At 45.1% G+C, this 12,773-nt stretch carries 12 protein-coding genes; 6 read left to right on the top strand and 6 right to left on the bottom strand.

Going from position 1 to position 12,773, the window contains the following annotated elements:
* The first annotated feature begins 3 nt into the window (after nt 1-3).
* Nucleotides 4-1,242 (top strand): hemolysin family protein, encoded by a 1,239-nt coding sequence (locus EXM22_RS14980; RefSeq protein ID WP_149487293.1) that lies wholly within the window; start codon nt 4-6, stop codon nt 1,240-1,242.
* A gap of 11 nt (nt 1,243-1,253) precedes the next feature.
* Here the strand turns inward: EXM22_RS14980 and EXM22_RS14975 are convergent, their stop codons facing one another.
* Both EXM22_RS14975 and EXM22_RS14970 read right to left on the bottom strand, forming a co-directional pair.
* On the bottom strand, nt 1,254-2,213 hold the full coding sequence (locus EXM22_RS14975) for an iron-sulfur cluster assembly scaffold protein (RefSeq protein WP_149487292.1): 960 nt from the start codon (nt 2,211-2,213) through the stop codon (nt 1,254-1,256).
* Nucleotides 2,214-2,226: 13 nt separating this feature from the next.
* Entirely contained in the window at nt 2,227-3,393 is a 1,167-nt protein-coding gene (locus EXM22_RS14970) for a NifS family cysteine desulfurase (RefSeq protein ID WP_149487291.1), read from the bottom strand.
* A 168-nt stretch (nt 3,394-3,561) separates the two neighbouring features.
* On the opposite strand from EXM22_RS14970, the gene EXM22_RS14965 reads away from it, so the two are divergent.
* The 3 genes from EXM22_RS14965 to aspS all read left to right on the top strand — a co-directional run bounded on the left by EXM22_RS14965 (nt 3,562) and on the right by aspS (nt 6,358).
* Complete coding sequence (locus EXM22_RS14965) at nt 3,562-3,942, top strand: GNAT family protein (RefSeq protein ID WP_149487290.1); 381 nt, start codon at nt 3,562-3,564, stop codon at nt 3,940-3,942.
* A gap of 18 nt (nt 3,943-3,960) precedes the next feature.
* Nucleotides 3,961-4,488 (top strand): phosphatidylglycerol lysyltransferase domain-containing protein, encoded by a 528-nt coding sequence (locus EXM22_RS14960; RefSeq protein ID WP_149487289.1) that lies wholly within the window; start codon nt 3,961-3,963, stop codon nt 4,486-4,488.
* Nucleotides 4,489-4,576: 88 nt separating this feature from the next.
* The gene (gene aspS, locus EXM22_RS14955; RefSeq protein ID WP_149487288.1) at nt 4,577-6,358 is read left to right on the top strand and encodes an aspartate--tRNA ligase; all 1,782 of its coding nucleotides are present in this window, start codon (nt 4,577-4,579) and stop codon (nt 6,356-6,358) included.
* 83 nt (nt 6,359-6,441) lie between these two features.
* Here the strand turns inward: aspS and EXM22_RS14950 are convergent, their stop codons facing one another.
* On the bottom strand, nt 6,442-7,776 hold the full coding sequence (locus EXM22_RS14950; protein WP_168203543.1) for a cyclic nucleotide-binding domain-containing protein: 1,335 nt from the start codon (nt 7,774-7,776) through the stop codon (nt 6,442-6,444).
* Between the two features lie 152 nt (nt 7,777-7,928).
* Between EXM22_RS14950 and EXM22_RS14945 the strand changes: the two genes are divergently transcribed.
* Entirely contained in the window at nt 7,929-8,588 is a 660-nt protein-coding gene (locus EXM22_RS14945) for a hypothetical protein (protein ID WP_149487286.1), read from the top strand.
* Between the two features lie 2 nt (nt 8,589-8,590).
* Nucleotides 8,591-9,763 (top strand): phosphoglycerate dehydrogenase, encoded by a 1,173-nt coding sequence (locus EXM22_RS14940; protein WP_149487285.1) that lies wholly within the window; start codon nt 8,591-8,593, stop codon nt 9,761-9,763.
* 3 nt (nt 9,764-9,766) lie between these two features.
* On the opposite strand, the gene EXM22_RS14935 is transcribed toward EXM22_RS14940, so the two are convergent.
* Genes EXM22_RS14935 through EXM22_RS14925 form a run of 3 tightly spaced genes read right to left on the bottom strand, consistent with a single transcriptional unit; the run spans nt 9,767 to nt 12,743 of the window.
* Nucleotides 9,767-10,468 (bottom strand): hypothetical protein, encoded by a 702-nt coding sequence (locus tag EXM22_RS14935; protein ID WP_149487284.1) that lies wholly within the window; start codon nt 10,466-10,468, stop codon nt 9,767-9,769.
* 9 nt (nt 10,469-10,477) lie between these two features.
* The gene (locus EXM22_RS14930) at nt 10,478-11,131 is read right to left on the bottom strand and encodes a rhomboid family intramembrane serine protease (RefSeq protein WP_149487283.1); all 654 of its coding nucleotides are present in this window, start codon (nt 11,129-11,131) and stop codon (nt 10,478-10,480) included.
* A gap of 55 nt (nt 11,132-11,186) precedes the next feature.
* Nucleotides 11,187-12,743 (bottom strand): hypothetical protein, encoded by a 1,557-nt coding sequence (locus EXM22_RS14925; protein WP_149487282.1) that lies wholly within the window; start codon nt 12,741-12,743, stop codon nt 11,187-11,189.
* Between the last annotated feature and the right edge of the window lie 30 nt (nt 12,744-12,773).

The raw sequence follows: 12,773 nt of genomic DNA, 5'->3' as shown, positions 1-12,773 counted from the left end.
CTTATGATTTCCGAAATTATACTACTATCTTTTCTCCTCTTGATGTCAGGGCTTTTCTCATCTACAGAAACAGCCTATACCTCCCTGTCTATGTTTCAAATACAAAGCATGAAAAAGAGCCGAAACCGAAGGAGCCGCTGCGCGGCTAGGCTGACAAAAAAACCGGAAGTTCTGCTCACGACTCTGCTCATTGGCAACAACCTGGCAAACATCGGTGCCACAGCTCTTTCAACGTCTCTAACAATACAAATTCTGGGAAACCAGTTTGTGGGATACATGACAGGAATACTCACTCTCTTTATTTTGATTTTTGGAGAAGTGACGCCCAAACAGATCGCCCTCGCCAAAAATGAGGCTATCAGCAAACTCATGGCCTATCCTATTCAAGTCATGAGTTATCTGTTCCGTCCTGTCATCTGGGTTATTTCCGGGATCAGTTCCTTCATTACTGGATTGTTTTCCGGTCAGGTTATGAAGGCATTTACCCTGGACAATCTATTGCAGATGGTCTCTTTGGGCGAAAATATGGGTATCGTAGAGAGCTATGAAAAACAGATGGTTAAGAATGTTTTCCGCATCAATGATACCCCGGTCAAGGGAATTACGACCTACAGAACTGACGTATTCTGTCTGGATAAAGAAGCATTTCTAGATGAAGTTCTCCCTCAGATCCTCCAAAAAGATTTTTCAAGGATTCCTGTCTATCAGGATAATTCGGAGCATATAGTCGGAGTGATCCTGGCGAAAGACATCATGAAGGCACTGAGTGCTGGAGAGACCAGGGTAAAGCTGAAAGAGATAATGAATGAACCATTTTATGTCCCAGAAACCCGCATGGTCCACGACCTTTTTCACCAATTTAAAATTGAAAACCTCAATATGGCTATCGTTCTTGACGAATATGGTGGCTTGACGGGAATCGTGACAAGAGAAGATGTTATTGAAGAGATCTTCGGAGAAATGTACGACGAAAATGAAGAGACTGAAAACGACAAAATCCTCAATGGACAACACAATGAATGGATCATCCAGGGAGACACATCGTTCTACGACCTTCACGATCATCTTGGATTGGATCTTGAACACGACATAAAAACCCTGACAATCAGCGGGTATATGACCGAAAAACTAGGGATTATCCCCAGACTTGGAGCCACCGTCAATCTTCCAGAAGGAGAACTGAAGGTGACCCGGGTCAATCATAATAAAATTGAAGAAATCATATTTAAAAGAAAAGAATAATGCTCTTCTATTTATGAAACTGAGACTCGAATAGACTCGTCAACATTTTCTCTAAGCCCCTGCTCGATGAAGCTGAGAGTTCCTGTCAAAGCACTACCGCAGCCCATACAGGCTCCCTTATAGCTTATGGAGACGTATGTCAGATCATCACGCTCTGCAATATCAAGGATCTCCACATCTCCTCCATCTTTATGCAGAAGAGGCCGGATTTCTCCGTCAAAATGGTTTTCGATGAGACGCATTTTCTGAAAAGGAGTTCTGGTGGTAAAGGGGATTTCTTTCTTCTGTTCCTTCTCCATATCCATCTGAGCTCTTGTCTCTTTGAGGATATCTACCAGGTAATATTTCTTTTGTTCATGCCCGCCGGGTTTTATACAGGATTTGCAGAAAGCACCGGCTTTGGTGTAATCGGTAATTTCTTCTACTGTTGTCAGATCGTTGATCCGAATCACTTCCTGAATGGTTTTGAGTGTTACTCGGGCGCATTCACAGACCATTTCATCGTCATCGAGGATTCCTTTTTCAACACCTTTATAGATAGCAGCAGCCTGCTTGATCACATCGTATGCCATGACAGAGCAGTGCATCTTCTGAGGAGGAACAGCAGGAATACCCGGTTCATCCCGGAGAGAGGCTTCTACATCTATGTTGGTGATCTGAAGGGCTTCATCCACAGTTTTCCCAAGACAGAGCTCGACCATCATGTCACTGGATGCGATGGCAGTTCCACAGCCGAAACTTTTAAATGTTGCCTTGACAATAATTTCACTGTCCTTATCTACAGCCCAATACATTCTAACGGCATCACCGCAGGATTCGGCCCCCCAGTCGGCTATAACAAGCCTGGCATTCATCGATTCGGCTTCTTTCTCGCTTATCTCACCTAAATACTTGGGATGGTCCATTCTATCCGCAACTTTGTTTGAATAGTTGTCCCAGAGCGAACCTCCCAGTAGATCATTCTTTGCCATAATTATTTTCTCCCTAATATGTACTAGAAATGGCTCTGAGCCTCTGTACCGTTTTATTTATTACTTCAATACTCACGTCTATTTCTTCTTCTGTTGTAAAACGGGAAAGACTGAAACGGACTCCTGTGTGGGAAAGATTATTGTCCATATCCATAGCCTGGAAAGTAGCATCTGCTTCAAGTTCCTCGGATGAACAGGCACTACCCGTAGAGGCGGCAATACCATTTTGGTTTAAATCCCAGAGAAAGGCTTCTCCCTCAATCCCCTTGAAGCTTGCAAGGATGGTATTGGGGGTCCTGTATTTACGATCTCCAATGACTATTGTATCAGGCAATGCCAGTATGGCATCTTCCAGTTTATTCCGAAGCCTCCGGACATCAGAATCGATGTAGTCCAGATGCTGTGATGCCAGCTCAATAGCCAGACCCATACCAACCACAAAAGGAACATTGACTGTTCCGGCCCGTTTATGACCCATCTGCTCGCCCCCATGTAAAAGAGGAGTTATGGTATTACCGTGCCTGATATACATTCCGCCGACACCGATGGGGCCATGGAATTTATGGGCGCTGAATGTGAGGTAGTCTGCCGGCACCTCTTTGAGACTAACCGGTATTTTCCCGACAGCCTGAACAGCATCTGTATGAAAGAGAACTCCATTCTGTTTGGTGTACTCGGCCAATTCTTTTATAGGATTTATCAAACCGGTCTCATTGTTGGCCCACATGATAGAAACCAATGACGTTTTTCCGGGAACCAGATGTGCTTTCAAGCTGTCTAGCGTTACCAGTCCATCTTTATTGACAGGGAGGTAGGTCACCTCAATACCATGTTCTTTTTCCAGATATTGACAGGTTTTCAGGACACTGGGGTGTTCTATTTGACTTGTAATAATATGGCAGGGTTCCCCTTTTGCAAGAGTATCCATAAAAACACTTTTAAGAACCGTGTTGTTCCCTTCTGTAGCACAGCCATTAATAATAATATCGTCTTCATCATCGGCATCTATGGCCTTATACATCCGGTCAAGGGCGATACTCATGGCGGGATGGGTTTCTGTTCCGAAACGATGAAGAGAGTTGGGATTTCCATACATCTGACAGTAGAAGGGATCCATGGCCTGCTTGACCAGGGGATCCACGACGGTTGTCGCATTGCTGTCGAGATAAATTCTTTCCATTGCATACTCCTGTCTCATAAATATAATTAATTTTTAATAAATTGAAAATAGAATTCACCCTCATATAGTCTACTAATTTACTAGTAATTAAGATTTTTTCTTGTCTGATCCCTTCCAGATGATTATATTTTGTTTTTATGAAAATCATTTCTATATATTGGAGAAAGCATGCAGAGGGAATTTTTTGATTACAGTCACAGAACATTATTGGCCCCTCTTTTGCAGAACATCAAAGTTCCTCTGTCGGAATACTGTTTTGCCAACCTCTACTTTTTCAGAAACACACATAAATATGAAATTGTTACATCCGGAAAATTTTGTTTTCTTTCGGGTGTTAGTTATGATAAACAGCGCTACTTGATGCCTTTGCAGGATCTTACTGAGTCTGACGAATATACCCGGGAACTGATCCGCATCGGGAAAGAAGAAGACTATGATATGATCTTTCCAATTCCCGATGAATGGTTGGACTCCCTAAAAGAATGGGATTTCTACTATGACCATATGGAACAGGATTCTGACTACCTCTACACCGTTGACAAGATGTAGCACTATCCCGGAAGAAAAATGCATAAGAAAAGGAATCTCCTCAAGCAGTATCAGAACCTCTACCAACCCCATGTTGAAGAGCTCTCCGATGATAACACAAAGGGTCCTTTAGCCCTGCTGGAAAGCTGGCAGGAAGTATCCACCCAGGAGATGGGCGACTCGGACTACTTTCAGTGCAGGGAAGCCCTGGAGAAACGGACCCAGTTCAACCTGAAAGGTGCTGTATTTTATGCCGACTGTGAACCCGCCGGATTTATGATTGGAGAAGCGGTCAGTCCCGATGTCTTTGCCATACATTTTGCCAAGGGTGATGTGAAATACAAGGGAATCTATCAGTTTATGTTCAATCGATATGCCGAGCATTTTTGCCGGGGATTCAAAGAGATCAACCTGGAGCAGGACATGGGGATAGAGGGTCTGAGAAAGACAAAACGTTCCTATCTGCCTGATAGAATGGGACTCAAGAACCGGGTCTATTTCAAGAAAAAAGCTCCGGTGATTCCAGAAAATAAGAATCGATTCCCCGCCTGGGATTTTCACCTCTGATTCAAGACCAGTTTTCTTGAGACCTTTCAAGGCTTTTCCCTCATTGACTCATTGATTTTCACGGGTTTGAAATGGTACATTCATTACCATGGAAAATATGAAAAGAACCGCGACATGCGGCAGTCTCAGAGCTTCTGATGACGGAAAAAGCATCATCCTCAATGGATGGGTCCACAGAAACCGCGATCACGGCGGTATTCATTTTATCAATATGAGAGACCGCTACGGTGAAACACAAATCGTCGTGGATGAAGATGCTCCCGCAGAACTATCTGAGCTGGCAGGAAGCCTCAAATTTGAATATTGCATAGCCATTGAAGGGATTGTCAGAAAAAGACCGGACACCATGGTCAACCCTGATATGCCTACCGGCGAAATAGAAGTATCAGTCAAAAAGATTGAAATACTGAATACCTGTCTGACTCTTCCTTTCATGATTGAAGATGAGACTGATTCCAATGAAACTGCCCGATTGAAATACCGCTACCTCGACCTTAGGTCCGGGGGAATGCAGAGCAGGATCATCCTCAGAAACAAGGTCACCTGGGCCATCAGGGATTATCTGCAAAAAGATGATTTCCTTGAAATTGAAACTCCTACACTGATCAAATCGACCCCCGAAGGAGCCAGAGACTTTCTTGTGCCTTCAAGACTCCATGCAGGGAAATTTTTTGCTCTTCCCCAATCTCCTCAGCTCTACAAACAGCTCCTCATGGTCTCTGGATTCGACAAGTATTTTCAGGTAGCCCGATGCTACAGAGACGAAGATGCCCGGGGAGACCGGCAGCTTGAATTCACCCAAATCGACATGGAAATGAGCTTTGTATCCAAGGATGATATCTTTGCCGTAACTGAGGGAATGATGAGTCATGTGTTTAAAGAATCTCTGGGAGTCGACCTTCCTGCGACCTTTGAACGCATTGCCTATGATGATGCCATGAACCTGTATGGTTCAGATAAACCCGACCTTAGATTCGGCCTGGCATTCCAGGATTTTGCCTCATTTGTTCCCGGCAGTGATTTCTCGGTGTTTAAATCGGTCCTCGAATCAAAAGGAACCATCAAAGCCCTGGTTGTACCCGGAGCAGCTGCAGACTACTCCAGAAAGAAAATCAGCGATCTGGAAGAAACAGCCAAAACCTATGGAGCCAAGGGTCTGGCCTGGATGAAAGTGACCGCCGACGGACTGGATGGAGGAATCTCCAAGTTTTTTGCAGAACAGGCCAAGGCGATAACAGACGGTTTGAATGCAAATGAGGGAGACCTCATCCTGATTATGGCTGCAGACTGGAAAACAGCCTGTACATCTTTGGGTGCCGTGCGGTCCCGGTTAGGAAAAGATCTGAAACTCATTGATGAGAGCCAGTACAAATTTGTCTGGATCATAGATTTCCCACTCTTTGAATACAACGAAGAAGAAAAATCCTGGGAGCCGGCTCACCATATGTTTTCCATGCCCCAGCAAAGATTTATTGAGACAATGGAGTCCGATCCTGGAGCCGTCAAAGGCGACCTCTACGACCTCGTCCTCAACGGCTACGAGCTTGCCAGCGGTTCCATAAGAGTCCATGACCCCGAACTTCAGCAGAGGATTTTTAATATTGTCGGATTTCCCAGAGAAATAGCAGAAGAAAGATTTGGATTTTTATTGGAATCTTTCCGCTATGGAGCTCCCCCTCATGGCGGAATTGCTGCCGGAGTAGATAGACTGGTGATGATCATGGCCGGTAAAAGCTCCATCAAAGAAGTCATCCCTTTTCCTAAAAACAGCGCAGGTATGTCTCCCATGGACGACAGCCCGGCCCGTGTGGAAGGCGACCAGCTTCAGGACCTGCATCTGCAGGTTGTTATGCCCCCGGAAGAAAAATAAAGAATACCCCCTTTTGCCGTCTAATGATCGGCAAAAGGGGGTCATATCTCATTCAAAGTGTCTTTTTAAGTCAGTCCATCCCGCTATATTGTCAAATCCTTAGCTTCATCATCTTCTTTTTCACCGAGAGAGGTCACAATAAAATCATTGGTCCGTTTCAGCCTTGTTGCCAAAAGCCTGCTGATAAACAGCCCGTACTGGGGGTAGAGTTTCAAGACTTTAATAAAAGACTTTCTAGGAATTCGAATCAATTTCCCCTTTGTTTCGGCAATGACAGATGCGCTACGGTCCCGGTTCAAAAGAAAGGCCATTTCACCTAGAAAAACATCCTCTGGTGATATCTTCCCGACAATATTTCCATGGTTAACAACCTTGTAAATACCGCTTGAGATATAAAAAATTGAATCACTAGGGTCCCCTGCACGAACCACAATATCTCCCGGTTTGACAATGAGCATCTCTTCCGTAGAGAATCCTGCAGGAGTGAGTCGTTCATGAAGATGTCTGTGATTCATGATCAGAGTCACCTGATTCCCCGTCTTATTGAATAAAATCCTGTCAGACACAACCCTGGACAGAAGGATTCCCCGGCCCTTCAAATTTTCTGAATTCACATTCTGAAGAGAAGCCTTGTAGGCGCTTACATCAAAACCTTCACCGTCATCATGAATCACAAAACGGGATTCCTGTTCAGAAAGTATCCACTCAAGAAGAACCCGCTTTTTCCTGATTTCCTTGTCTTGATTCCTTTCATTAATCAGTTCGAGGAGGTTGCCGCCTGACTCCAGATGACGATCCCGGTCTTCCCGGCTGATGCCACAGTTTCCATGTTCAATTCCATTAAGAACCAGCTCTGAAAGAGCCATCTGGAGCTTGAACCGTTCCTCATCCGAGACCCGCCCCGCCCGCACCATATTGATTGATAGCAAACCTGTATACACAGAAACCACGGGGTAATCGGCGTTGGAGATATTGAAAGCACCCGAAAATTTTCCAAGAACATTGTCCGCCAGTTCATTCTGATAAATGAGTTGCCTATTGGCATAAACAATTGAAAGGACCTTGGCAAAATGGGTGCGGATTCTGGAGTAATCAAGGAGAGTCAATAAATTCAGGCTTCTGAATTGATCCAGGAGCCGTGCCTCCTCATGCCGTCCCAAATCGTATACCCCGATGATTCCTGAACTATGAAGCCAAGAATCTTCCATGATCTTTTCCTTTAGAAATGTCAAATCCAGATTCTTATCGGACAGATGGAGGATCGTCAGTTCTGGGAGTTCGAAATTCAGGATATCCAGGGCTTCGGTGATGTTGTCGGTAAAATGGAGGTTATAATCACCTGGGAACTCATTTTGGATTACCCGTTCAATGCCCTGATTGATAATTGAGTCGCTGCAAATCGTTACTATTGTATTCATTCGTTTCTTTTGCCCTATGACATAAATATCGCTCCTGAGACCCATAAAATGAAATAGAATTTCCCACTCACAATCTTTTTTATTCCATCTGTGAAATATTTCACAGATATTGCTTGTCCAGATCCTCTCCCGCCTATATGATCCAAATCAGGATGTCAAAGGAAAACCTTTCAGAATCAGCACACTTCAGGATGCTCCGCCTCTTTATTTCCTTAAATAGAATTCAGGATGAGGGGGCCTCCCCCAGGTATACATCCGGAGAATTGGCAGAACTCATAGGGTCTTCTGCGGAATTGATCCGTAAAGATCTGAATATACTGGGCTGCCGGGCTGACGGGAGAGGATATAAAGCCCTCTCTTTACAGAATGGACTCAGAGAAAAATTATATCTCATGAAAAATCTTAGAGCAGGAATGGCCGGACTGGATAGCTGGGGTTCGATCCTCATAAGGGAATCGGAAGGATTTCAGGGGATTCGCATCTGTGCCGCCTTCGATGGCAGCCAAAACCGACTCGAAAGAACAGAGACAAGGGTGGCTCTCTACCCCTCTTATGAAATCAGAGAAGTCTTCGAAAGGGAGAAAATACGCATAGGGATTCTGGCAAGCGAAACCGCATTACCCGAAAAAAACATGATGAGAATGTTAGAGGGCGGTGCCAAAGGCATCATAAACCTGACAAGCTGCCCCCTTATCGTCCCGGAAGAGATCTTTTACTACCAGGCTGATCTGAGCCTGGGATTCTATAGCATGGCCTCCCGTATAAACGGGTCAGAACATAAAAACCCGGTAGAACCGGAACAAAGGAAGTGAAGATGTACACCATACAGACGATGAATAAGATCTCTGCCAAGGGGCTGGAGAGATTGCCAAGAGAAGACTATGAAACAGCCTCCGGCCTGTCTCATCCAGACGCCATCCTTGTTCGTAGCTACAAGGTGGGAGAGGATGACATCCCACCCACCGTCAAGGCCATTGCCCGGGCTGGGGCCGGAGTGAACAACATTCCTGTGTCCTACTGCACAGACCAAGGGATCGTAGTATTTAACACTCCGGGAGCCAATGCCAATAGTGTAAAAGAATTAGTGCTCACTGGATTATTCCTTTCCTCTAGAAATATAAATGCCGGAATCAACTGGGTTCAAAGCCTGGACCCGGCAGAGGAGGTTTCTCGCCTTGTAGAAAAAGAGAAATCACGATTTTCAGGTCCAGAGGTTCAGGGCAAAAAATTGGGAATCATTGGATTGGGAGCCATTGGAGTCCTTGTTGCAAATGCGGCATTGGCCCTTGGTATGGAAGTCACCGGATTTGACCCTTTTATCTCCATAAACGCAGCCTGGGGACTCTCACCGGAAGTAAAAAAAGCCAACTCCATGGACTCTTTGATTGCCAACTCAGACTATATTACACTCCATATCCCCTTAAATGATAAAACCAGATCCGTAATCGATGAGCATCAATTTGACCAGATGAAGGAAGGAACACGGCTCCTGAACTTCGCAAGAGGGGGCCTTGTAAACAATGATAGTCTCAAAAAAGCCATTGAATCGGGAAAGATCAGTTATTACATCACCGACTTCCCCGAAGGAGAACTGTTGGGAAACCCCCAAATTATCACCATACCTCATCTGGGAGCCTCCTCTCCCGAAGCCGAAGAGAATTGTGCCGTCATGGCTGCCGATCAGTTGAGGATATTCCTCGAAACGGGAAACATTCGGAATGCCGTCAATTTCCCCAACTGTACTATGGATTATGTGGGAGGCCACAGGTTGATCATCGCCAATAAGAATATCCCCAATATGGTGGGTCAGATATCTACCCTCCTGGCGGAGAATGAGATCAATATTCAGGATATGATGAATAAGCACAAAGAAGGAATTGCCTATAACATCATAGACACTGACAAGGCTCCTACGGAAAAATTGATTGCAGATCTCAAAAAGATCGAGGGAATCATCATGGTTCGTGCAATTCCACCACGAGATTGATCCTCAATAATTGATCGGGAAGGTTTTCATATCTTCCCGGCGATAAAGGATCTTGACGCTGCTTCGGTATTCTCCGGACCTGATATTGATCCGGGGAGGACCGGACAGATAAACAGACCCGGAGACTTCCAGCGGCCTATTGTATATAAGATCTCTGAGATCGGCTCTGATAGCCTGTTTCACCGCTTCGATCAAAGACAGGGTTCTGGCATCCTCCAACATCATGGGAACGACACCAGCGGCAGCAGACGAATGGAACCCGCCGCCCCGGCTGACCTTGAGCCTTCGATTCTGATACTCATCCGGCCAATAATAAAATAACACCGACAGGTACTGAGTATCATCCAGAACCTGTTGAACCTTCATGGCCGGGTCTCCGTTAGGAATTTGTTTAATGGGACTCAATTCAAAGACCTCAGCCAGAGTTTCTTCTCTGTTCCCGGGAACATAACGAAATGAAAATCCATAAATCATCCCTGAAAAGATCCACCGGGCGTCTTCCAAAAGAATCTTTATAGCCTCTTCGCGAATTTCATCGTATTCCTGAGGGATAACCAGCACGCCATCGGAATAGGGCTTCATCATGGTGGCAAAGCCCAGTGCGGAATAATTGATGTCCAGGTTCAAAGAAAGATAGGGATCCAAAGCAGTAAGAGGAGAGAGGAGGATCGAACACAAGATGAAACTAAAGGTCAGCCTCTTCAATTATCCCTCCTAATGCCAGGGATTATTCCGGGAATCTTTAAAAACCTTAATGGGGTCCAATCCCAGACGAATCATAAAGTACAGATAACCGAAAAAGAGCCCTGCTAAATGCGTCATATGAGCCACATTCCCTCTGAAAAACAGAAGAGAAAAGACCTCAATTCCCGCATAGAGAGACACCATGAGGGTTGTCTGCATGGGAATGATTCCAAATAAATAGATCTTAGAATGGGGAAAATAGACAGCGAATGCCAACAGGAGAGCAAAAATAGCGCCGGAGGCACCCATGAGAAACACATTATAAGTTCCTGTTAACAAATAAATGACAAGAGATGCCGCACCGGAAAGCAGACCGGTTCCAAGATAATAGCTTAGAAACTCCCAGGACCCCATCCGCTCTTCCAACTGGGGTCCAAAGAAAAAGAGACCCAGCATATTAAACAGAATATGGTTCATGCCACTATGGGTAAACATATAGGTCAAAGGGGTCCAGTAAAAATGATCTCTCATAAAGAGAACCGGGTTCAAGGACAAATAAATTTTCAGTTCCTGAGACATGTTCGTTAGAAAGAAAACAGTCACATTGATCCCTATGAGGATGAGTGAGAAATTTTTGAATGTATAGGGAAAGGACTTTCTGATTCCACTGGTTTTACTTTGCATCTTTATAAAATACTGCTCTCATAAGAAAAGATCAAATTCTTAAAGGTGCAAATATTTATTGTAATGAAAACAGTCTGAAACTTCCCGGTTTCAGATCCACAACTGTCAGGGAGTGATCCGCAGACAGAAAGAGACTCCCCTGGGCTGATGAAAAATCATAGTCGACAACAGACAGTATCCGGCTGCGGCCCGTGATAAGGCTGTAATCTATTTTTACGACACCCGGGCGTTTCCCATCCGGGTTTTTGAGTGCCAGCAAGGGAATCAGTAGCCGGCCTTTTTCGCGAATAATCCACCATGCGAAAGTCTCATCCGCCACGACCCGAAGCAGCTGTCCTTTTTCCAGGACAACTTTGTACCTCTGGTAAATGTCTTCCATACGGTTCTGGATTTCAGTCAGATCACCCTTTTGAACAAGGGGCCTTCGAAACAGGGAAACCGAGCTGAACCGGGAAAAAAACAGTTGGCTGAGAAGGTCCATGGAAGAGTGTTCTTTGTCCCGGGACAGAGGTATCCCCAGGGACACAGGATAAGATCTTTTTTTATTCTTCTCCTGAAGGTTCCCAAGGCGATGAAACCAGGTATGAATAAACTCTTCATCCATATCAAAACGGTCTTTTCCCTGATGAACCAGAACTACCGGTTCTACAGGTTCGACAGGAGGGGTTTTATCAACAGGGAGATCTAATACCCAGCCTGTGTAACGTTTACATCCTCCCGAGGTACGCAATGCTTTATACAGGGTGTGGATGTGCTTATCTGAGAGATCCGGAGGGATCATAAGGTATGCAAAATCAAGGGGAAACCTGGATTGCAGCCCCGGGAATATGCCAGAGAAATAGGCAAGAGCTCCCTCTTCTTCAAAATCGAAACAGACGGCTCCACTGGCTTCTTTCCTAACGGCAATATGATTCTGAAAGGCTAGTGTTTCTAGGAGTGCATAATCATAGGTCCCGCTCTTTTCAAACTGATCCTGCACAAGGGTGGTAATGGCACGGACAAGAACTTCTTTGGGCTCATCTCTGCCGTCCAGAGAATCCCAGTTAAAAAATTCTGGCTTTCTGTAAACCACGGCAGAGACTGAGTCAATGAGAGGAGACAGGGTATACCCTGTTTTTTTACCGCAGAGATGGGCGGCACAGAGAAGGAGGTTGAACTGATCATCCAGGGTCAGCCCGAGGCTGTCGAGAAAAGGATCGGAATAGCTCTTATCTAAATGAGAATGGCTCCTGGGATAGAGGGTTCTGGATCGATCACACTCGGTAACAGGATTGAAAATGACACTGTCTGTCCTGAGGCGAGGCAGCTCCATGAACATTCTGAAGAAAGAACCGTAATCCTGAACATTGAGAAATTGAAAATCACCATTTCGGAGCCAGCGGTCATCTTTCCGCCGCCCCACAGGACTGGAAGTGGAACGAATAAGGGACAGACGCCGGTAAAAATCGATAACAGCACCGGCAGAGATAGTGATCCTTTGGGCTGGAGTGATCTGAAGATATCCATGCTGGGTGAATTCTCTAAACAGGTTTTTACCAACTGCTTTGTCCTCGGGAGTCAGTGAAGATCCTGCTGAAAGCCTTTGCCAAAGGGATTTACCTATTGTTGCCATATTTTTTATCATACCCTGAATAAAATGAAC

Source organism: Oceanispirochaeta crateris (genome assembly GCF_008329965.1).
Classification (GTDB): domain Bacteria; phylum Spirochaetota; class Spirochaetia; order DSM-2461; family DSM-2461; genus Oceanispirochaeta; species Oceanispirochaeta crateris.
Note: the sequence above shows the minus strand (reverse complement) of the source record. Positions and strands in the feature narration are given on the sequence as shown.

Bases quoted from the DNA above. Each gene is read 5' to 3' on its own strand.
- EXM22_RS14980 (WP_149487293.1), top strand. From the start codon at position 4: ATGATTTCCGAAATTATACTACTATCTTTTCTCCTCTTGATGTCAGGG.
- EXM22_RS14975 (WP_149487292.1), bottom strand. From the start codon at position 2,213: ATGGCAAAGAATGATCTACTGGGAGGTTCGCTCTGGGACAACTATTCA.
- EXM22_RS14970 (WP_149487291.1), bottom strand. From the start codon at position 3,393: ATGGAAAGAATTTATCTCGACAGCAATGCGACAACCGTCGTGGATCCC.
- EXM22_RS14965 (WP_149487290.1), top strand. From the start codon at position 3,562: ATGCAGAGGGAATTTTTTGATTACAGTCACAGAACATTATTGGCCCCT.
- EXM22_RS14960 (WP_149487289.1), top strand. From the start codon at position 3,961: ATGCATAAGAAAAGGAATCTCCTCAAGCAGTATCAGAACCTCTACCAA.
- aspS (WP_149487288.1), top strand. From the start codon at position 4,577: ATGGAAAATATGAAAAGAACCGCGACATGCGGCAGTCTCAGAGCTTCT.
- EXM22_RS14950 (WP_168203543.1), bottom strand. From the start codon at position 7,776: ATGAATACAATAGTAACGATTTGCAGCGACTCAATTATCAATCAGGGC.
- EXM22_RS14945 (WP_149487286.1), top strand. From the start codon at position 7,929: ATGTCAAAGGAAAACCTTTCAGAATCAGCACACTTCAGGATGCTCCGC.
- EXM22_RS14940 (WP_149487285.1), top strand. From the start codon at position 8,591: ATGTACACCATACAGACGATGAATAAGATCTCTGCCAAGGGGCTGGAG.
- EXM22_RS14930 (WP_149487283.1), bottom strand. From the start codon at position 11,131: ATGCAAAGTAAAACCAGTGGAATCAGAAAGTCCTTTCCCTATACATTC.
- EXM22_RS14925 (WP_149487282.1), bottom strand. From the start codon at position 12,743: ATGGCAACAATAGGTAAATCCCTTTGGCAAAGGCTTTCAGCAGGATCT.